The following is a 19,276-nucleotide window of genomic DNA, read 5'->3' on the forward strand; positions in this document are numbered from 1 at the left end:
CGTCGATTACCGAAAACCGAGAACCGAGAACCGATGACTTCTTAAGTTCTAGACACCCGTGCCTGTAAAAAGTTGTTACCTGCGGCCATAGCACTGTGGTTTGGATCACCGCTGCTGTATTCTTTCTCGTCATTTTGCCATGATGCGCGGGATTCTGCTCGTCCTCATCTTCGCCATTCTTCCGCTGGCTGTCACGCCCCTTCACGGACAACTGGCCGCGAATACCGGGGACCACACAATCCGCGTGCGCCGCATCAACAACGCGCACCTAAAAATTGACGGCAAGCTTGACGAACCGGTTTGGACGACGATCGAACCGATCACCAACTTCACTCAAACGCAGCCCCACGAAGGCGCGCCCGTCAGCCGCCGCACCGAAGCCCGCATTTTCTACGACGACAACAACATCTACTTCGGTTTCCGCTTCGAGGACGACCCCGACAAGATCAACTACCACTTCGTCGCCCGAGATGTCTCCAGCGGCTCCGACAGCGCCGACATCCTGCTCGACACCTTCCACGACCGCCGCACCGGCTACTTCTTCAGCATCACCGCCGCCGGCGTGCAGTTCGACGGCACCTTCGACGAATCGCGCGGCGGCCAGGGCTTCGGCACGATTGACCTGACCTGGGACGGCATCTGGTACAGCGGCGTCTCGCGCGAGTCCTGGGGCTGGTCGGCGGAAGTTGTGATTCCGTTCAAGTCCATCCGCATCGCGCAGGGCTCCTCGCAGGAATGGGGCATCAACATCGGGCGCGAGCGGCTGCGGGAGAACGAATTCGCATTCTGGGTTCCGGTGCCGCTCTTCGAAGGCTTCATGAAGCCCTCGCGCGCCGGCGTGCTGACCGGGCTGGAAAACGTACACGTCGGGCGCAATCTCGAGCTGGTTCCGTTCGCCGGCGGCGCCGACCGCAGCGGCGGACGCCAGCCCCAGCTCAACAAGGTCACCGCCAACGGCGGACTCAACGCGCGCTACGGTCTGCGGCAGAACCTGACCGCCAACCTCGCCATCAATCCCGACTTCGGCGAAACCGAGGCCGACCAGTTCACCGCCGAGGTCTCCCGCTTCGAAATCTTCTTCCCTGAAAAGCGCCAGTTCTTCACCGAGGGCGCCAACTATTTCCAGACGCCGCTGCAACTGTTCTTCTCGCGCCGCATCGGCTCGCCCATGCCCGACGGCGAACCGCAGCGCATCCTGGAGGGCGGCAAGATCACCGGCAAGAGCGGCGGATGGACCATCGGGGCGCTGGAAGCCGTCACGCAGTCGCAAGACTACGTCGATCCCGCAACCCAAACCCTGCAGCAAGCGCCGGGAGCGTTTTTCGGCGTCCTGCGCCTGCAGCATGATTTGTTTCAGAAGTCCGCCTTCGGTTTCATGACCGTGAATCGCCGGCAGGAGCCGGGCAGCGTCGGCCAGAGCGAGAGCACGCACGCGGTGGACCTCAGCATCCTCTCCGGCCCGCATATTCGCTGGGTTTCGCAGGCCATGGTCAATACCAACGACGCCCATCCCGGCGTGGACGCGCAGCATCTGGGGTGGACCTCGGAGTTTATCTACGATTCCGACAAGTTCACCTACGATACCGGCGGCAAGTTCCTCGGCAACAAGGTCGACCTCAGCCACACCGGCTTCGAACCCGAGGTAGACCGCTGGATCGGCTGGGTGAACGCGACCTGGAAACCGTTCATCAACCGCTATGGCGTCCGCCAGCTCTTCTTCAATTGGAATTACGACGAAAGCAACGGCACTCACGGCGAACTGGAAGACTCCAACGCCTATTTCGATTTCAAGGCGCAGTTCAAGAATTTCTGGACCGTGCACTTCCGCGGCAATTACGACCGCACCCGATTTTTTTTCTTCACGCCGGACTTCCAGCGCCTGCCCAACACCCGCGGCTACGAGGTGCCGACTTATATCGTGGAGCTCTCCTCCAACCAGAGCCGGCGCGTGTATTTTGATCTGCTGTTCCAGACGCAAAAGATGGTGCAGTACAACGAGAATTTCTACGGCTCCAAGCGCGAGCTGCAACTTCAGTCCACGGCGCGACTGGGTCGCCACCTGCGCGCTGAACTCAGCGCCATTCTCATTGACGAACATCTCCAGAACGACCGCCACTTCCAGTACCGCCGCTTTTTCATCTCGCGTTGGACCTACCAGTTCAACACCAAGGCGCGCGCCCGCGTCTTCGCGCAGTACGCCAGCGACCGCCACGGCAACGACCTCAGCATCAACTCGCTGTTCGCCTACGATTTCACCGCCCGCAGCGCGCTTTATATCGGCTACAACCGCCAGCGCCGCTCGCCGTTCGACGTCACCGATCTTGGCAACCAGGTGTTCGTGAAGCTTTCGTACTTGTTTGCGTTCTAGATTCCCGCGAAAATCGCAGTGGGCCTCGTCGCTCCAGTTCTTAAACTGAAACTGAAACTCGAAACTGAAACTTTCTCCATGCACCACGCCTTCACAGAAGCGCAGTTCGTCGCCGGGTACCTGATTTTTCTCGCCAGCTACCTGGTGTTCGCCATCGGCAAATTTCCTGGCTGGAAAATTGACCGCCCCGGCATGGCGATTATCGGCGCCGTACTGATGTTCGCCTTCCGCATCCTCGGCCCCGGCGACGCGCTGCGCTACATCAACTTCGCCACCATCGTGCTGCTGTTCTCCATGATGCTGATCGTCGGCAACCTGCACCTGGCGGGCTTCTTCGACCGCGTCGCCGAGTTCGCCGTCGCCCGCATGGGACGGCATCACCTGCTCCCGGCAATCATTTTCACCAGCGGCATTCTCTCCGCATTCTTTGTGAACGACATCATCTGCCTGGTCATGGTCCCCTTCGTGCTGACCATCACTCGACGGATGAACGTTCCCCCGGCTCGCTACCTGCTCGCGGTGGCCACCGCCTCGAACATCGGCAGCGTCGCCACCATCACCGGTAACCCGCAGAACATCCTGATCGGCTCGTTCTCCGGCATTCCCTACCGTTCTTTTCTCGCCCACCTCGGACCTGTTGCCATTATTGGCCTGTTGCTCGACTGGCTGGTGCTGCACTTCGTCGGCGACAGGCAAACGCCGGACGACAACAACGGCGTCGTCGTGGAAGTCACGCAGGGCGCTGCACGCTCGCTCGGCAAGCCGGTTGTGGTGACTGCAGCCGTGCTCGCAGGATTCATGGCCGGTGCGCCGCCCCCTCTGGTAGCGGCCGTGGGCGCAGCGATCTTGCTGATCACGCGCTCGCTGGAGCCGCGCCTGGTTTACGACGAGGTGGACTGGGGCCTGCTGGTATTTTTCATCGGGCTGTTTCTGATTGTCGGCGGCGCCGAGCAGGTGGGGCTCACGTCGTTGCTGCTGGAGGTGGCCCAGCGGTGGAACCTGCACAATGCGGCCATTCTCACCATCGTGACCGCCGCGCTGTCGAACCTGGTCAGCAACGTGCCCGCCGTTATGCTGCTGAAGTCGTTGGCACCCGGATTTCAAAATCCACGCCACGCCTGGCTCGTCCTCGCCATGGCCAGCACGCTCGCCGGGAACCTCACCATCACCGGCTCGATCGCGAACATCATCGTCGTCGAACGGTCGCGCCCGGCGGTGCACATCGGGTTTTGGGACTATTTCCGGGTCGGGCTGCCGGTCACCGCCGCGACGCTGCTATTCGGATGGCTTTGGCTAAGCTGGGTCCCGTGAGGTCATTGCGAAACTCTGCTATCCTTCCGCGCCATGCGACATCTCCTCTGGTTCCTGCTTTTGATTTCCGCCGCCCCGCTCGCAGCGCAAACTCCGGCCAGCGACGCCACGCACACCCTGCACGCGCTCTTCGACCGCGAATGGGACTACCAGATGCAGCAGCACCCGACGCGCGCTTCGTCGCTGGGCGACCGCCGCTGGAACGATCGCTGGGAAGACGACAGCCTCACCGCCATCGAAGCGCGCTACCAGCACACGCTCGCCGTGCTGGACGAGATCAAGCGCGTGGATCGCGCCCGCCTCTCGCCCCCGGAGCAGATCAACTATGACCTCTTCCAGCGCCAGCACGAGCTTGCCGCCGAGGGCCACGCGTTTCATTGGTACCTGGTTCCGCTGAACCAGCGCGGCGGCATCCAGACCGCCAACGAACTCGGCGACGCCCTGCGCTTCACCACCGTCAAGGATTACGAAGACTGGATCGCCCGCCTGCAGCGTTTTCCCGAGCACATGGACCAGACCATCGCGCTGATGCGCCAGGGAATTCGCGAACGCATCGTGCTGCCCAAGGTCATCATGGAGCGCGTCCCCGCCCAAATCGAAAAGCAGATCGTGCAGGACCCGCAGGCGAGCGCTTTCTACAAGCCGTTCCGGAATTTTCCCGCTGCCATCGCCGAAGCTGACCGCCAGCGCCTAGCCACCGCGGCTCAGAAGGCGATCCGCGAGCAGCTAGTCCCGTCGTTCCAGCGCTTCCACGATTTCTTTGTGAAGGATTACCTGCCGGCGTGCTACGACCAGGTCGGCATCTGGCAACTCCCGCGCGGCGGCGAGATGTATGCCTACTTCGTGCGCGAATACACCACCACCGGCCTGACGCCGCAGCAGGTGCACCAGATGGGTCTGGATGAGGTGAAACGCATCCGCGGCGAGATGGAGGCCATCAAGGAAATAGCCGGATTCAAGGGTTCGATGGCGGAATTTTTTCAGTTCCTGCGGAGCGATCCGCGCTTTTTCTATAAGAACCCAGCCGAACTCCTGGAAGCCTACAAGGCGCTGGCCAAGACCATTGATCCCAACCTGGTGAAGGTCTTCCGCACGCTGCCGCGCGCGCCCTATGGCGTCGAACCGATCCCCGAAATCTCCGCCCCCGACACCACCACCGCGTACTACCGCCAGCTCAGCGCCGACGGCTCGCGTCCGGGCACGTTTTTCGTCAACCTCTACAAGCCGGAGACGCGGCCCAAATGGGAGATGATGGCGCTTACGCTGCATGAGGCGGTTCCCGGTCATCACTTGCAGATTGCGCTCGCTTACGAAGCCGGCGAGCAGCCCAAATTCCGGCGCTACGGCGGCTACGGCGCCTTCGTCGAAGGCTGGGGACTCTACGCCGAGTCGCTTGGCGACGACATGGGCTTGTACACCGACCCGTACTCGAAATTCGGCCAACTGACGTATGAAATGTGGCGTGCCGTGCGCCTGGTGGTGGATACCGGCATGCATTCCATGCACTGGACCCGCCAGCAGGCGATTGACTATTTCATGCAGAACGCGCCCAAAGCGGAACTCGACATCGTCAACGAGATTGACCGCTACATCGCCTGGCCCGGACAGGCGCTCGGCTACAAGATTGGCCAGATGAAAATCCGGGAATTGCGGGAGCGCGCCCGCCGCCGGCTCGGACCGCAATTCGACCTCAAGGAATTCCACGAAGTCGTGCTGCGCAACGGCGCTCTTCCGCTCGATGTGCTGGAGCAGAACGTGAACGCCTGGCTGGCGGAAAAATCGAAAGCTGCAACGCAACCGGTGGCGCAGTAATACACCTACAGTGTGTGTCATCCCGAGCGAGGTCCAATGTGCCCCGCTTTTGGGCACGTTGGACCGAGTCGAGGGACCTGCTGTCATTTCACGGGGATGTAGGCCCCAGTGCCTTCGCGTGCGCTCAATCGACAATCGGCAATCGACAATCGGCAATGGTTTGGAACCGATCGACGACTACGGACTACCAGCTACCAACAACCAGTTGCCGCTCTTTGTTACACTCCGCGCATGCGCGCCATGGTGCTCGATCAGCCCCGCCCGGCGGAACAAAACGCGCTGACCTTGCGCGACGTGCCTTTGCCCGAACCGCGCGCGGGGGAGATTCGCGTGCGCGTGCGCTGTTGCGGCGTGTGCCGGACCGACCTTCACATCGTCGAAGGCGATCTCAAGCTGCCGAAGTTACCCGTGGTTCCGGGCCACCAGATTGTGGGAACAGTGGACGCAGCCGGTCCCGCGGTCAAGCTCTTCCGCGAGGGTGATCGCGTTGGCGTTCCCTGGTTGTATTCCACCGACGGAGATTGCCCGTACTGCCGTCGCGGCCAGGAGAACCTGTGCGAAACCGGCCGCTTTACCGGGTTCCACGTAGACGGTGGGTATGCCGAAGCTGTCATCGTACGCGAGGATTTTGCCTACTCCATTCCTGCGCAATTCGACGACGAGCACGCCGCGCCGCTGCTCTGTGCCGGGGTGATCGGCTACCGCTCATTGCGCCTTAGCAATGTGCGCCCCGGGGAGCGGCTCGGGATGTATGGTTTCGGCGGCTCGGCGCATATCGTGCTGCAAATCGCGCGCCATCTCGGCTGCGAGGTTTTGGTCTTTACCCGCGCTGCGGCGCACCGCGAACTCGCGCTAAAACTCGGCGCATCATGGGCCGGAAGCGCGCAAGACCCTGCACCGGGGCCGCTCGATGCCGCCATCATCTTTGCCCCTGCGGGTTCGCTGGTCCCTGAAGCGCTGCGCGCGGTGCGCAAGGGCGGAACCGTAGCGCTGGCCGGCATCACGATGAGCCAGATTCCGGCGATGGATTACGACTTGCTGTACCAGGAACGCGTGTTGCGCTCAGCCGCCAACAGCACCCGTGAAGATGTGCGCGAGTGCCTGCGCCTGGCGGCCGAAGTCCCAGTCAAAACAGAGGTTGAAGTGTTTCCGCTGGAGCAGGCGAATCAGGCGTTGCAAGCGCTCAAGCACAGCCGCATCGAAGGCGCCGCCGTGCTGCAAATTTCCGCCTAGCGGCTCGTTCTATCTCACGCTCAGCAGCTCCGCCTTGCGCTGGCGGTGGTAATCGTTCAACTTCGCATTGGCATCGAGGATAGTGTCCAGCTCGGCGGCGATCTTCTCGATGTCGGCGCCCGGAACCATGATGTAGAGCTCGTCATCGGCAAGATCGGTATAGACGCGATTCCCCACGCACCCACTGGAGGCGGTCGTGCCGCCCGCAAGCGCCGCCGGAATCGCCATGCACGTCGGACGCGCGAACAGCGACGGCTGAGTTTGCACGCCGGCCCGCGCCGCCGCTTCCTGCAGCAGCATCAGTTTCCCCGGCTTACCGACCAGGATCACCACCTCCGGCGTAAACGATGCGTCGGCCAGCGGCGCATACGCCATGGTCCCTGGCGAGTTCGTCAGGCGCGCGATGCCGGGAATGTCTTCCGGCCGGATGTACCCAATCGAGGTCATGAAGGCGATGGTCGCGCCCAGTTCCGCCTCGCGCTCCGGCGGCAGAGGGATGTTGTGCGTGTAGCAACCGATGGCGCAGTTGTAGTGGTCGCCGGCTTCGGTGTAGAACGAGCGGCCTTCGGCGGCCAGGCGCCAGAAGCTGCAGCCCGCGGGCACGCTGCCGGAAAATTTCGGGATTCCCGGCTGCGGCGACGTGCTGACCGCCACCGGCCGGCGGGTCAGGCCCAGAACTTCGGTCAATTGCGATTCGAGAGAGGAATTGCGCGTCATAAGCTCAAACTAGATGTGCGGCGTGCCGCAGCGGATGCAACAAAACGCGGGTTGGACAAGCCCTCCCGCTTCACATACACTGCCGCACCAGAACGGCTCTATGCGTCTTGTCACCTTTGAAAATCCCTTGCAGATGCGCCGCGCGGGAGCTATCGCCAGCGATGGCATCGTAGATCTTAACCTCGCCTGCGCCGCCCAACATTCCTCGCAAGGCGCCGCCGCCTACCGAATCGCCGACGCGCTGGTGCCTTCCGATCTCCGCTTGCTGTTCGAGGGCGGCGACGCGAGCCTGGACGCCGCGCGCGAGGCAATGGCATACGCGATGGCGGAGGGAGCCGCGCTGCGCGGACCGTCGGGCGAACCGGTCGTATTTCGTCGTGACCAGGTGAAGCTGAAGGCGCCCATCATCCCGCGCAAGTTCTTCCACACCGCCGGCAACTTCCGCGAGCATCACGAGGAAGCCACCAAAGCCGGATTTTCGCACCCGGTGCTGCCCTGGATCGTTTTCTTTCAGAACATTGACGCCATCATCGGGCCCGATGAGCCGGTGGTGTATCCGTCGCACCTGACGCGAGAACTCGATTACGAGCTTGAACTGGCGGTAGTCACCAAAAAAGCAGGCAAGCACTTCACCGCCGAGCAGGCCGGCGATTACATCGGCGGCTACGTCATCTTCAACGACATCACCGCGCGCGACATCCAGCGGACGGAGATGAAGTCGGGCGTGTTCAGCTTCTGCAAGGGCATTGACACGTTCTGCCCGCTGGGACCGTGGATCGTGACCGCCGATGAGATCCCTGACCCGCACAACCTCGCGATGGAGCTGCGCGTCAACGGCCAGCCGCGCCAGAAATCGCATTCCAGCAAGATGTCGGTAAAGATTCCGGAGATCCTGGCGCATTATTCCCCCATGGGCTACAGCGCCGGCGACGTGATTTCGACGGGAACAGTGTCGGGCGTGGCGGCATTTTCCGGCGATCCCAAGGCCTGGTACCTGAAGCCCGGCGACGTCATGGAATGTGAGATCGAGCGGATCGGAGTGCTGCGCAATCCGGTGATCGCGTGGGAACAGGCGCACGGAAAGACAGAGGCCAGTAGCTAGTGGCTAGTGGCTGGAAGCTATCGCATAAATGATTTTGGGTAGGGCACGGCGGAACCTGTCCTGAGCGGAGTCGAAGGAGCCGTGCCGCCAAGAGCCGCCAAAAATGCGGGCTTTAGCCCCTGAGGAAAAACATAGCAGCGATGAACAACAACAAAGTCTGGGTCAGTGAGCTGAATGAGCACGGCCGGTTCCAGGTCGCCGAGCCGATTCGTTTCTACGACACCACGCTGCGCGACGGCGAGCAGACGGTCGGCGTGGTGCTCAGCCCCGAGCAGAAGCTGGAGATCGCGCGCAAGCTGGACGTGCTCGGCATCTCGCGCATCGAAGCCGGCTTTCCGCGCGTCAGCCCGGAAGACGCGGAGGCGATCCGGCTGATCTTGCGCGCCGGGCTGAAAGCAGAGATCTGGGGATTTTCGCGCGCCCAGAAGGCCGACATCGAGGCGCTGGTAGCACTCGGTGTCAAAGCTACTGTCATTGAGGTACCGACCAGCGACATCAAGCTGAAGGCGTACGGCCTGACGCGCGAGGAATCGCAGAAGCGTTTGGTCAACGCCGTCTTGCTGGCGCAGCAGAATGGCATTCGCGTCGCGTTCTTTCCCGTGGACTGCACGCGTACCAACTTGGAATTTCTCCAGCAGATCTACCTCGCTGCCCTGGAAGCGGGCGCGGCGGAGCTGGTGGTGGTGGATACGATCGGCGTCTGCGGGCCGGAAGCGGTGGACTTCCTGGTCGCCGAGGTAAAGCGCTGGGTCGGCGACAGCGTGCCCATCCACTGGCACGGGCACAACGATTTCGGGTTCGGAACGGCGTGCTCGGTGGCGGCGGTGCGCGCCGGCGCCACCTGGGTGCAGGGCACCATCAACGGCATGGGCGAGCGCGCCGGGAATTGCGACCTCGGCGAAACCGCCCTGGCGTTGAGCTGCCTGTATGGCGTCCCGGTTGAGATCAACCTGGCCAAGCTGCGCGAAACTTCCGAGACCGTGCAGCGGCTTTCGGGATACCAGATGGAACCATGGAAACCGGCGGTCGGAAATAATCTCTTCAATCGCGAGAGTGGCGCGGTGGCCACCCAGTTTCACATTCCCGAAGCCATCGAGCCCTACGCTGCCGACCTGGTGGGCGCGACGCGCAGCATCGTGCTTGGCAAGAAGAGCGGCCTGGATTCCATCGATTTGAAATGCCGCGAATTGAAACTGGAGATCGCGCCGGAACAGCGCGCCGCCTTGCTCGCGGAAGTGAAAAAGATGTCCATTGCCAAGCGCGGCCTGGTCACCGACGACGAATTCCGCGCCATCTATCGTGAAGTGCTGCAGAAGAAAGAAACTGTTGGCCACTAGCGATAGATTGCGGAATTGCCGAACTGCAGAACTGCCGAATTGTCGCGGCTGCGGTGTTCAATTCTGCAATTCCGCAGTTCCGCAATTCGGCAATGCTCGCTACTTTCCAGTTGCACGCTGATGTTCCTTGAAATGCGGCAGCACGGCTTCGCCGAACAGCTTGACCTGCTGCTCCCGGTCCTCGCCCCAGACTTCCAGCATGATGTGGGAGCAGCCCGCGTCGCGGTACTCCTGGATGCGCGCGATGCACTCCTCGGGCGTGCCGGCGATCGGCTTCACCTTCTCGAACACTTCATCGGACACCGCGCGCGCCGCGGCTTTGCGCCCGCCCTGCTCCATGGCATCCGCGATCGGGCGAATGTCGTCGAAGGTGAGTCCCGCCGATTGCAGCAGCACGTCGGCCGAGCCCTTGATGTTCTGCACCTTGTTGGCGAGATACATGGCCGCCATTTCGCGGGCGCCTTCACGGCCGCGGCGCGAATCGCGCCCGATGCTTCCGACAATCACCGACCCGAGATCGAGTTGCGCCGGATCGCGGCCTGCCTGGCGCGCGCCCTCTTCCATGTTGTGCCGCGAGTAGCGCACGAATTCCGGCGTGGTGATGCTGGCCGTCAACAGGCCATCCGTGTGGCTGCCCGCCATGCGTTGCAGCACCGGACCTGTGCCCGCAAAGTACATCGGGGTGCGTACGCGCGAAACGTGCGCGTCAGGTTTGAGCGGCGGGACCTCGGCGGAGAACACTTTGCCGTCGTAACCAAACGCGCCGCCGTCGAGCGTGCCGCGAATGATCTCCAGGCTTTCGCGCATCACGGTCGCCGGACCGGCGCCGGGTTTGCCTTCGCCTTCGCCGATTTCCTTCATGAAGATCTTTGAGGCGCCCAGGCCGAGCAAAAAGCGCTCGCCGCAGAGGTCCTGCATGACGCGCGCTTCCATGGCGATCTGCACCGGATGGCGGGTGTACGGCGAGATGATTCCCCACCCGATGTTGATCCGCTTGGTTTCGTGCGCGACCAGCGCGGTGATCGCGGTGGAAGAGCGCGCTTCGTAGGCATGCTTGCGCCACCAAGGGTAGGCCTCGGCAAGCCAGAAGGTGTCGAAACCGGCTTGTTCGCAGGCGTGCGCCATGCGCACCGTCTCGCGCGCGGGTTCCATGCTGAGCTGCAAGACGCCGATACGGAATGGAATCACGTTGTCTCTCGGTCTCTCGGTCGGTCGGTCTATCGGTCTCTCAATGACTGATAGACCGATAGACTGAAAGACCTTAAGGATTGATCCAAGAATGCTCTAAACCCCTAATCAACTGCCACACGGCGCGGTTCAGCGGCGTCGGCACGCCGGTCTTCTCGCCCCAGCGCACGATGGCGCCGTTCATGAAATCCACTTCGGTGGGACGCTTGGCCAGAATATCCTGCAGCATGCTCGCCTTGTGCATGCCCGGTGCGTTCGCCGCTTTCTTCACCAGCGCCTTGGGATCGCCGTCGAGGGTGATGCCGAGCGCCTTCGCTACCGCGATACCTTCGTCAATGAGCGCGTCAAACAGTTCGCCGGTGGGCGGGAAAAACACCGCCGCACCGTGGTGCAACTGTGTTAATGCGCCGACCGCGTTCGTGCCCGCGTTGAAGATCAGCTTGGCCCACTGTGCGCCGCGCGCGTCGGCCATGGCGATGGTATTCATCCCGGCGCGCGTGATCAGCCCGGCAAGCTCTTCAACTTTCTGCATCGGCGTGGAGGTCGGCTCAAAAGGACCGATCCAGGTGTCGCCGCGGATGTCGAAGCCGACGTGGCCGGGTTCGATCACGTGTCCGGCAGGAAACGTGGTGCCGCGGATGACGTAGTGCACGTGCTCGGCGACGATCTCTTCGTTTCCCACGCCGTTCTGCACCGAGCACACGGCGCTCCGCTCGTCGAAGATGCGTGCCGCTGCGGCGATGGCGGGACGCGTGTGCGTGCTCTTGGTGGCGACGATGCCGAAATCGCAGCGCGGAATTTCGGCGGCATCGGTCGAGGCTTGCAGGCGCGCGGTGAAGTCGGCCTCGCCGGAGATGCGCAGGCCGCGCTGCTGGATGGCGCAGACGTGGTCGCGGGAAACGTCGAAGGCGAAAACCTCAGCCTCGCCGGCACGCGCCAGGTGGGCGGCGAACAGGCTGCCGATGGCGCCGCAACCGATGATGCAAATTCTCATGGTCTCTCGATCTTTCGGTCACTCGGTCTGTCGGTCTTTCGGTCTTTCGGTCTGTCGGTCTACCGGCGGTCATGCGCAGGCTGAGAGACCGATGGACCGATGGACTGAGAGACCCGGATCTCTTCTCCGCCCTGATAAAACTTCCACTCCACGTCGGCGAGGTTTTCGCCTTCACTCTTGCCGACGCGGAATGTGTCTTGGGTGTAAAGGCAAACTTGGCCGTCACGGTCGATGACCTGCGGGTGCAGCGAGAAAATCATGCCCTCGCGCAACTCGACCTCGCTGCGCGCGCCAATCGCGGGATGCTCCAGCATGGTCAGCCCGATTGAGTGACCCGAGAGATGGCCGAGGCTGAAGCCGTGGGCGGCGAAGGTTTCGGCAACCACGCGATGTACGTTGCTGGCCCGCTCCCCTTCGCGCAGGACGCGGCGCGCGGCCTCCATCGCTTCGGGATAGGCAGCAGCCATCTGCTGGATGCGCGGGCTCGGCTTGCCGCGAATGAGGGCGCGCGAGAATTCCACCCAGTAACCCTCGTACCCGCCGATTTCCAGCGAGTAAAGCATCAGGTCGCCGGGCTCGACGACACGGTCGCCGGGAACTTTGAAGTGCGCTTCGGCCTCGCCGTGCGGGCCGGAAAGCACGATGTTCATCATGCGCGGCCCGGCGCCGCCGGCGAAGAAGCGTTCGACGGCAGGCGCCATGATCTCGGCCTCGGTCTTGCCGGGTTCAAAGTTGCGCACCAGCGCGTCGAAGCCGTGGAGAATGACTTCCATGCTCTGCCCGATGTGCGCCAGTTCCCAGTCGCTCTTGACGGCGCGCACCATGTCGAACGGGAAATCCCATGTGACCATTTCGCACGCGGATTGGGCGAGCTCGCGGTAGTCGCGCACCGCCATGACAAAATCCATGCCGACAACGCCCAGGCGCTTCCAGCCGTGCTCGCGTGCGCGGTCGCGTAACCAGCGGCCGGGAACTTCAGGCCAGACCTGCTCGCGCACCCAGGGTTTCTTTTTGTCGCCGATCCAGCGCGCCTCGGCGGGAAACACCAGCGTGGGCTCACCCGCGAGCGGCAGCAGGACGTAGGCGTAGCGATGCACGATCTCGAAGCCGGAGACATAGCGAACCGCGCCTTCGAAGCCCGCGTACTGGTTCCCGCATACCAGCAGCGCGTCCAGATGGTCGCGCTCCATGGCGGCGCGCAGCGCGGCATGGCGGCGCTCGATTTCTGCCGGCGTGATCGGCGGGCCGTTCTGGCAACGCGGGGTCATGCGGTCCGCCCGCCACACAGCTCGGCGGCGGTCAGGGCGTAGATGCGCGTGATGTCCACGAACGTCCGGATCGCGACCTTTTCTCCTTCGGCGTCGCGCGGACCGCTGGACGGCCCGTAATTGACGGTGGGAATGCCGTAGCGCGAGAGCACAGAGGCGTCTGAGCACCAGGTGACCACGTCACGCCGCGGAGTGTCGCCGGTCACACGCCGGTGGTTGGCCTCGATGGCGCGCACCATCTCGTGATCGCCGCTGATGGTGGCGCCCGGAACCGAGACGTAGGTTTCAAATTCCAGGCCGAAGTTCGCGTTCTGCCGGCGGAGCTTGAGGAAGAGCTGCTGGATCTCGCGGCGCGCCTCGGCCATTTCCATCGCTGGAGGAACGCGCAGGTCGAGAAAAAGGTCGGTGCGCTCGGGTGTGCGGCTGGCGCGCCACGGGTGGCCGCCGCGGATTCCGCCGACATTCACGATTCCCTTGTGCCCGCCGTGCGCCGCCATCGTCTGCCAGCGCGGCATCCATTCGCGCACGGCTTCCAGCACGCCGGCCATGCGCAAAATGCAATTCTCATCTTCCTTGCCTTCGGCGAACGCCGTGTGGACGTAGTTGCCGGCGACGGAAATGCGCGCCCACAGCGACCCGAAGTGCTCGAGCACGACGGCCATGTCGGTGGGCTCGCCGAGAATGCACATGTCGGGTACGACGCCATGGGTGACAAGATGGTGTGAGCCGACGCCGTAACCGCGGTATTCCTTGCCGTTAAATTCGCCCCACTGTGCCTTCTCGATTTCGCCGACGACCGCGGCCAGGATAACGTCGCCCTCAACCGCGACTCCGGCACGCTGCAACGCCCGCACCGCCTGCGTATAGCAGACGAGCGCGCCTTTCATGTTATAGATGCCGAGGCCGTAGATCATTCCGTTCTTGACCACGGCGCTGGGCTTGTAACCGATGCCGGCGAGAAACGGCTCCCGCCCGGTGTTGGAGGTGTCCATGTGGCCGTTGAACATCAGGTTGCGCCCAGCGCCGCGGCCTTCGTATCGTGCCACGATATTTGCCCGGCCCTCCTCCACCTCCTGGCGCACCACCCGCAGGCCCATCTCTTCCCAGCGCCGTTGCAGGTAGTTGCCCATGGCGAGCTCGTCGCCGGTGGGGCTGGGAATGTTGATGACCTCGCAGGCCATGGAGACAATTTCGTCCTCGCGCACTTCGGCGACGATGCGCTCGGCGACATCGTGCGGCAGCTTCGAAGGTTCCACGCCGGGTTGAGTCATGGAGTACCCGCGGAGAAGACGCGGAAATCATCGGGATAGCTGCACAATTTTTCGCAACCGTTTTCCGTGACCAGAAAATTGTCCTCCAGACGCAAGCCGCCGCCGCCGGGCCAGTAACATCCGGGCTCGATGGCCAGCACCATGCCCCGGCGGATGGTGCCCGTACCCGCCTGGTGCGCGTAGGGCGGCTCGTGGGCGCGTGCGCCGACGCCGTGCGCCACCGGATGCGACGGCTGGCCGGGATATCCTCCGGCGGCAATGCCGGCGCGGATGCGGCGATCGAGTTCCGGCAAGCTGGCGCCGTCGCGCACGTAATCAGCCGCATCGTTAAAGACGCCGAGCAGCATCTCCAGCAGTTGGTTGTATTCCGGCGTAAGGCGGCCCGGGCAGATGTTTTTTGTCAGGTCGTTCCAGTATCCATCGGCGCAAACCCAGATTTCCACCAGCGTTGGCTCGTGCTCCTGAATGGGATTCGCTTTGGTGGCGGTGAAGGTGGCGATGCCCTTGCCCGACCAGACCAGGGTGAAGGCGCGCGCCATTTCGACCTTGTTCTTGTAGCCGATCCCGGCAGCGTGAATGCGGCCTTCGATCATGGCGGCGACGTCGCTCTCCTTGTGCTCGCCGGGTCTCATGTGGTCGCGCGCGTACTCCATGCCGATGGCCGCCAGCTCGTTGGCCAGCCGCATGCGCTCGATTTCCTGCGCGGTCTTGATGGCGCGCGCTTCAATCAGCACCGGCATGGCATCGGCAAGATCGTGGCAGGCGCCACGGAACGCGTCGAAATACGGCTGCGTGTACACGGTCGGCTCGCCAACCATGCGGTCGGCGGCCTGCGAGCCGTTGGTCAGCTCGATTCCGATTCGCTCGGTCAATCCGCGCTCGCGCAGGACCTGCAGCGCCAGGTCGAGGGAGCGCGCGGTCGGCGGGCGCGGGTCGCGCTCGTCGTAGAACCTGAACGGGCGGATGTCGCGCGTCCAGGCGGTGCGGTGCGCGTCGCCGAGTTGCGGCTCGATGACGATGAGCGTCGGTTCGCCCTGGCGCGGGAATACCACTGCGTCGTAGCCCTTCATGCACCAATAGTTGGTGAGGTACATCACATTGTCGGGTGCGCGCGCCACGATGGCGTCGAGACGGTGCTCGTTCATCAGCGCGCGAACACGGTCGAGCTTGGCGGTGTCGATTGGATACGGCATGCCTTTGCTACGCCCTCTGCGTAGCCTTCTTGTGTTTCTCCTGCTGCCAGGAAACTTCCAAGCCCCGGACCAACCGCCACATCGCGGAGTGCAGCGGAGCCGCGACGCCGGCGCGTTCCGCCTCGCACGCGATGGCGCCGCAAAGATAATCCACCTCGGTCGGCAGCTCGTGGTCCACATCGAAGAGCATGGAGGTCGGGTGATTGGTTTGCGCGCCAATCTTGTTCATCTCCCACGGATCTTCGTGCAGCGCAACGCCACACGCCTGTGCCACGCGCTTGCCTTCGTCGATCAACTCGTGAAGCAGGCGGCCGAGCGCCTCGGGCGAGCGCTCGTCGGCAAACTCGGGCGAGTGCGGCAACCGGGTGAGCGCGGAAACCGCATTGACCGAGGCATTGAAGATCAGCTTCGACCATTGCGCCGGGCGCGCATCTTCCAGCGCCACCGCCTTGAGACCGCCGGCGACGATCAGGTCCGCCGCCGCCTTCACCACCGCGAACGGCGTTCCGGACGGCTCGAACGGCCCGAGCCATGTGTACTGGTCGAGTTCGAGTTCAACGTCGCAATCGCTGTGGCGCGTTCCGCTCATGAACGTCGTGCCGCGGATGACGTATCCGCGGGTGAGTTCCGCCAGCACTTCCTCGCTGCCGAGGCCGTTCTGCGCGGAAATAACGGCGGCGCGGTCGCAGCGCTTTCCCACCGGGGCAAAGGCCTGGCGGGTGTGGGTGGCCTTGGTGGCGACGATGGCGAAGTCGAATTCGGGGAGTTGTTGCGGATCGCCGGTGGCATGGACGTGCGCGACAAAACCGCGCTGGCCGGTGACGCGAATTCCGCGCTCGTTCAAGACACGCGCGTGGTCGTCCCGGCGGACCAGCGCCCACACCTCGGCGACGCGCGCCAAGTGCGCGGCGTAGAGCGAGCCGATAGCCCCGCAGCCGACGATGAGAACTTTTTTCATCCCGTGATCTTGCTACATCAGGTCCTGGCCTCCCTCCCATTTGGTTTCCGTGCCGGCGCTGGAATGCTGGATGCGAACGCCGCGTGCGTGCGCGCCCGATTGCGCCGACTGGATGGCGGCAAACAAGCTGTCGGCAGTGTTGTGCGAATCGCTGACAAACACCTTCAGGGGATACACCGCGTCCTGGATGGCGGCGCACATGGTGTGCAGCGGCGCGGCCCCGCCTTCGCCCATTCCTTTGGCGCCGTTGAAGGTAAACGGCGAGGGCGTTTCGATGTGGCCGTAGCGCAGGCGCGGCATGTTGAGGGCGGTGATGGGCGTGTAGTCGCTGAAAGTGCTGGTGAGCAGGTTTCCGGCGGGATCGTAGGCGCAGGTCTCCATGATGGCGGCGCCGATGCCGTGCGCGGTGCAGCCGTGCACCTGGCCTTCGACGATGCGCGGGTTGACGGCGCGCCCGCAATCGTCCACGCAGGCATAGGCGAGGATGCGCGGGACGAAGGTGTCGCGCTCCACCTCGACCACCGCGATGTGCAATTGTGCGGCATAGGTCAGCGTCAGGTTGCCGTATTTCCTCCCGAGGTCGGGAAGCTTGAATGGCGGACGATACACGTAACGGCAGTTGAGCGTGACGTCGAGATCCTCCGGCAGCCCGGCGTTGTTGACGTTCACAATGTTGGCGAGGCCGCCATACGGAATCGCCTTATCGGAGCCCTTGACGCGAACCTCGGGACCATCCTTGCCCACACCGAATTCCAGATCGTCAATGCTCGCGTCGAGCACGAAGGCGGCAAGCTGCGCGAGTTCTTTTTTCAGCTTCACCGCGGCGCCGTAAATCGCCGACAGGCCGGTGACCGCGAATTGGCTGGCGTAGGTGCCGGTGTGGCCGGTATGGACGTTGAAATCGGTGTCGAAGCCGGGGCGAACGTGCACCGTCTCGGGCAGGATATTGAGGACGTCGGCGACCACTTGCGAAGCAGTGGTCTCGTGTCCCTGGCCCTGGGGCACGGAGCCAAGCAAGACGACGACCTCGCCGTAGATGTCGATTTTCACCATCGCTGCCTTCGAATTCCCGGAGAACGGCGCGAGCGGGTTGATGATGCGCGCCTGGCCGAAATTGTTGGTGCCGGAATCGAGCGTGGTGCCGATGCCGATGCCGACCGCGCGCCCTTGCTGGCGCATCTCGGGAATTTTCTTCTGCCAGTCGTCCCAGCCGATCAGCTCCTGCGCTTTTTTCAGCATCGCCGGATAATTGCCGGAGTCGTACACGCAGCCGTTGGGCGTGGTGTACGGCATCTCAGTCGGCTGAATGTAATTGCGCAGGCGCATCTCGACGGGGTCGATGCCGAGTTCACGCGCGCAAGTGTCGAGCACGCGCTCCAGGAACCAGAGGTGCTGCATGCGCGAGTAGCCGCGGTTGGGGCCGACCGGACACTTGTTGGTCGCCACCTGCTTGAAATCAATGCGCAGGTTGCGGAAGCGATACGCGCCCGGCAGCACCTGCGCCCAGATGATGCAGCCCAGCGGCTCGTAGCGCGGGTAGGCGCCGCAATCGTCGATGTGCCGCGATTCGATGGCGGTGATCACGCCGTTCTTGTCGAGCGCGACGCGCGTGTTCAGGAAGGTGCGCTCGTTGCCGTGAGCGCTGGCCATCAGGTGCTCGGTGCGGGTTTCGCTCCATTTGACGGGACGGCCGCCGGCCTTGCGCGAAGCCAGCGCGCACAGCGCCATGTACGGATAATTCGTGATCTTGATTCCGAAGCTGCCGCCGATGTCGTAGCTCTGTGTCCGGATGGCGTCAATGTGCACTCCGAGGTGCGGCGCCAGGAACTGGATGGCGAATGCGGGAAAGCTGTTGTTGCTCCAGTATTGGATGGTGTTGTCGTCCGCATCCCATTGCCCGATGACGGCGTTGTTCTCCAGCGGCGTCGAAGAGAAACGGTGGAAGTGCATCCGGTCGATCGTGACGACGGACGCCGCCTCGGCGAACGCCTTGTCCACTTCGCCGTACTCGAATTGTCCCTGCCAGACCAGATTCGTGCCGGCTTCGTCGTGGAGGATGCTGCGGTCGGCGAGCGCTGCATCGCAGGTGACCACCGGCTCGAGCGCTTCGTAGTCCACCTGCACCAGTTCGGCGGCATCTTCGGCAGTGAGGCGGGAATCGGCGATCACGGCGGCAACCGGCTCGCCCTGGAAACGAACTTTCGAAACCGCCAGCGGATAGTCCTGGATTTTTGCGCCAGCGCCCGAAGCGATCTCGGGGAAGGGCTGCGTAAGTTTCGCGACCTCGGCGCCGGTCAGCGTGCAAACCACTCCGGGGTGAGCTTCGGCGGCGCTGACGTCCACGTTGTTGAGGCGCGCGTGTGCGTACGGCGAGCGCACCAGGCGCATGTAGAGCATGCCCTCGAGCTTGTAATCGTCAATGAACTTGCCCTTGCCGCGGACCAGGCGGTCTTCTTCCTTGCGGCGCAGCGGCTGGCCGGTCCATGTCGTCTTGACGTCGTCCTTGGTCGCCATAGCTGTTTCG

14 protein-coding genes are annotated in these 19,276 nt (G+C 63.3%); 6 read left to right on the forward strand and 8 right to left on the reverse strand.

What is annotated here, in order from left to right:
• The first annotated feature begins 139 nt into the window (after positions 1–139).
• The 4 genes from LAN70_00475 (at position 140) to LAN70_00490 (ending at position 6,724) form a co-directional block, all read left to right on the forward strand.
• Positions 140–2,368 carry a carbohydrate binding family 9 domain-containing protein gene (locus LAN70_00475; GenBank protein MBZ5509621.1) on the forward strand — a complete coding sequence of 743 codons (2,229 nt, stop codon included), beginning with the start codon at positions 140–142 and terminating at the stop codon, positions 2,366–2,368.
• Positions 2,369–2,446: 78 nt separating this feature from the next.
• The gene (locus LAN70_00480) at positions 2,447–3,679 is read left to right on the forward strand and encodes an anion transporter (protein ID MBZ5509622.1); all 1,233 of its coding nucleotides are present in this window, start codon (positions 2,447–2,449) and stop codon (positions 3,677–3,679) included.
• Positions 3,680–3,712: 33 nt separating this feature from the next.
• Positions 3,713–5,491 (forward strand): DUF885 domain-containing protein, encoded by a 1,779-nt coding sequence (locus LAN70_00485; protein ID MBZ5509623.1) that lies wholly within the window; start codon positions 3,713–3,715, stop codon positions 5,489–5,491.
• 231 nt (positions 5,492–5,722) lie between these two features.
• Complete coding sequence (locus tag LAN70_00490) at positions 5,723–6,724, forward strand: zinc-dependent alcohol dehydrogenase family protein (protein MBZ5509624.1); 1,002 nt, start codon at positions 5,723–5,725, stop codon at positions 6,722–6,724.
• Between the two features lie 9 nt (positions 6,725–6,733).
• Here LAN70_00490 and LAN70_00495 read toward each other — a convergent pair whose 3' ends face one another.
• The gene (locus tag LAN70_00495) at positions 6,734–7,411 is read right to left on the reverse strand and encodes a DUF169 domain-containing protein (protein MBZ5509625.1); all 678 of its coding nucleotides are present in this window, start codon (positions 7,409–7,411) and stop codon (positions 6,734–6,736) included.
• A gap of 340 nt (positions 7,412–7,751) precedes the next feature.
• Here LAN70_00495 and LAN70_00500 point away from each other — a divergent pair, with 340 nt between their 5' ends.
• Together LAN70_00500 and LAN70_00505 are read left to right on the forward strand one after the other, a co-directional pair.
• A complete protein-coding gene (locus LAN70_00500; GenBank protein ID MBZ5509626.1) occupies positions 7,752–8,543 on the forward strand; it encodes a fumarylacetoacetate hydrolase family protein in 792 nt (263 codons plus the stop codon).
• Between the two features lie 140 nt (positions 8,544–8,683).
• Complete coding sequence (locus tag LAN70_00505; protein MBZ5509627.1) at positions 8,684–9,880, forward strand: hypothetical protein; 1,197 nt, start codon at positions 8,684–8,686, stop codon at positions 9,878–9,880.
• Between the two features lie 99 nt (positions 9,881–9,979).
• Here the strand turns inward: LAN70_00505 and LAN70_00510 are convergent, their stop codons facing one another.
• From LAN70_00510 to LAN70_00540, 7 genes are all read right to left on the reverse strand, one after another.
• The gene (locus tag LAN70_00510) at positions 9,980–11,068 is read right to left on the reverse strand and encodes an LLM class flavin-dependent oxidoreductase (GenBank protein MBZ5509628.1); all 1,089 of its coding nucleotides are present in this window, start codon (positions 11,066–11,068) and stop codon (positions 9,980–9,982) included.
• A gap of 73 nt (positions 11,069–11,141) precedes the next feature.
• A complete protein-coding gene (locus LAN70_00515; protein MBZ5509629.1) occupies positions 11,142–12,062 on the reverse strand; it encodes a 2-dehydropantoate 2-reductase in 921 nt (306 codons plus the stop codon).
• A gap of 59 nt (positions 12,063–12,121) precedes the next feature.
• Positions 12,122–13,330, reverse strand: a complete 1,209-nt coding sequence (locus LAN70_00520; GenBank protein ID MBZ5509630.1) for a Xaa-Pro peptidase family protein — start codon at positions 13,328–13,330, stop codon at positions 12,122–12,124.
• On the reverse strand, positions 13,327–14,601 hold the full coding sequence (locus LAN70_00525) for a M20/M25/M40 family metallo-hydrolase (GenBank protein ID MBZ5509631.1): 1,275 nt from the start codon (positions 14,599–14,601) through the stop codon (positions 13,327–13,329). Before LAN70_00525 ends, LAN70_00520 begins: the two co-directional genes overlap by 4 nt.
• On the reverse strand, positions 14,598–15,794 hold the full coding sequence (locus LAN70_00530; protein MBZ5509632.1) for a Xaa-Pro peptidase family protein: 1,197 nt from the start codon (positions 15,792–15,794) through the stop codon (positions 14,598–14,600). The genes LAN70_00525 and LAN70_00530 overlap by 4 nt, the downstream gene beginning before the upstream one ends.
• Positions 15,795–15,801: 7 nt before the next feature.
• Positions 15,802–16,752: a ketopantoate reductase family protein gene (locus LAN70_00535; protein MBZ5509633.1), complete on the reverse strand. Its 951-nt coding sequence runs from the start codon at positions 16,750–16,752 to the stop codon at positions 15,802–15,804.
• A 12-nt stretch (positions 16,753–16,764) separates the two neighbouring features.
• Positions 16,765–19,266: a xanthine dehydrogenase family protein molybdopterin-binding subunit gene (locus tag LAN70_00540; protein ID MBZ5509634.1), complete on the reverse strand. Its 2,502-nt coding sequence runs from the start codon at positions 19,264–19,266 to the stop codon at positions 16,765–16,767.
• Positions 19,267–19,276 lie beyond the last annotated feature (10 nt).

This window comes from Terriglobia bacterium, assembly GCA_020072845.1.
Lineage (GTDB): Bacteria > Acidobacteriota > Terriglobia > Terriglobales > Acidobacteriaceae > JAIQGF01.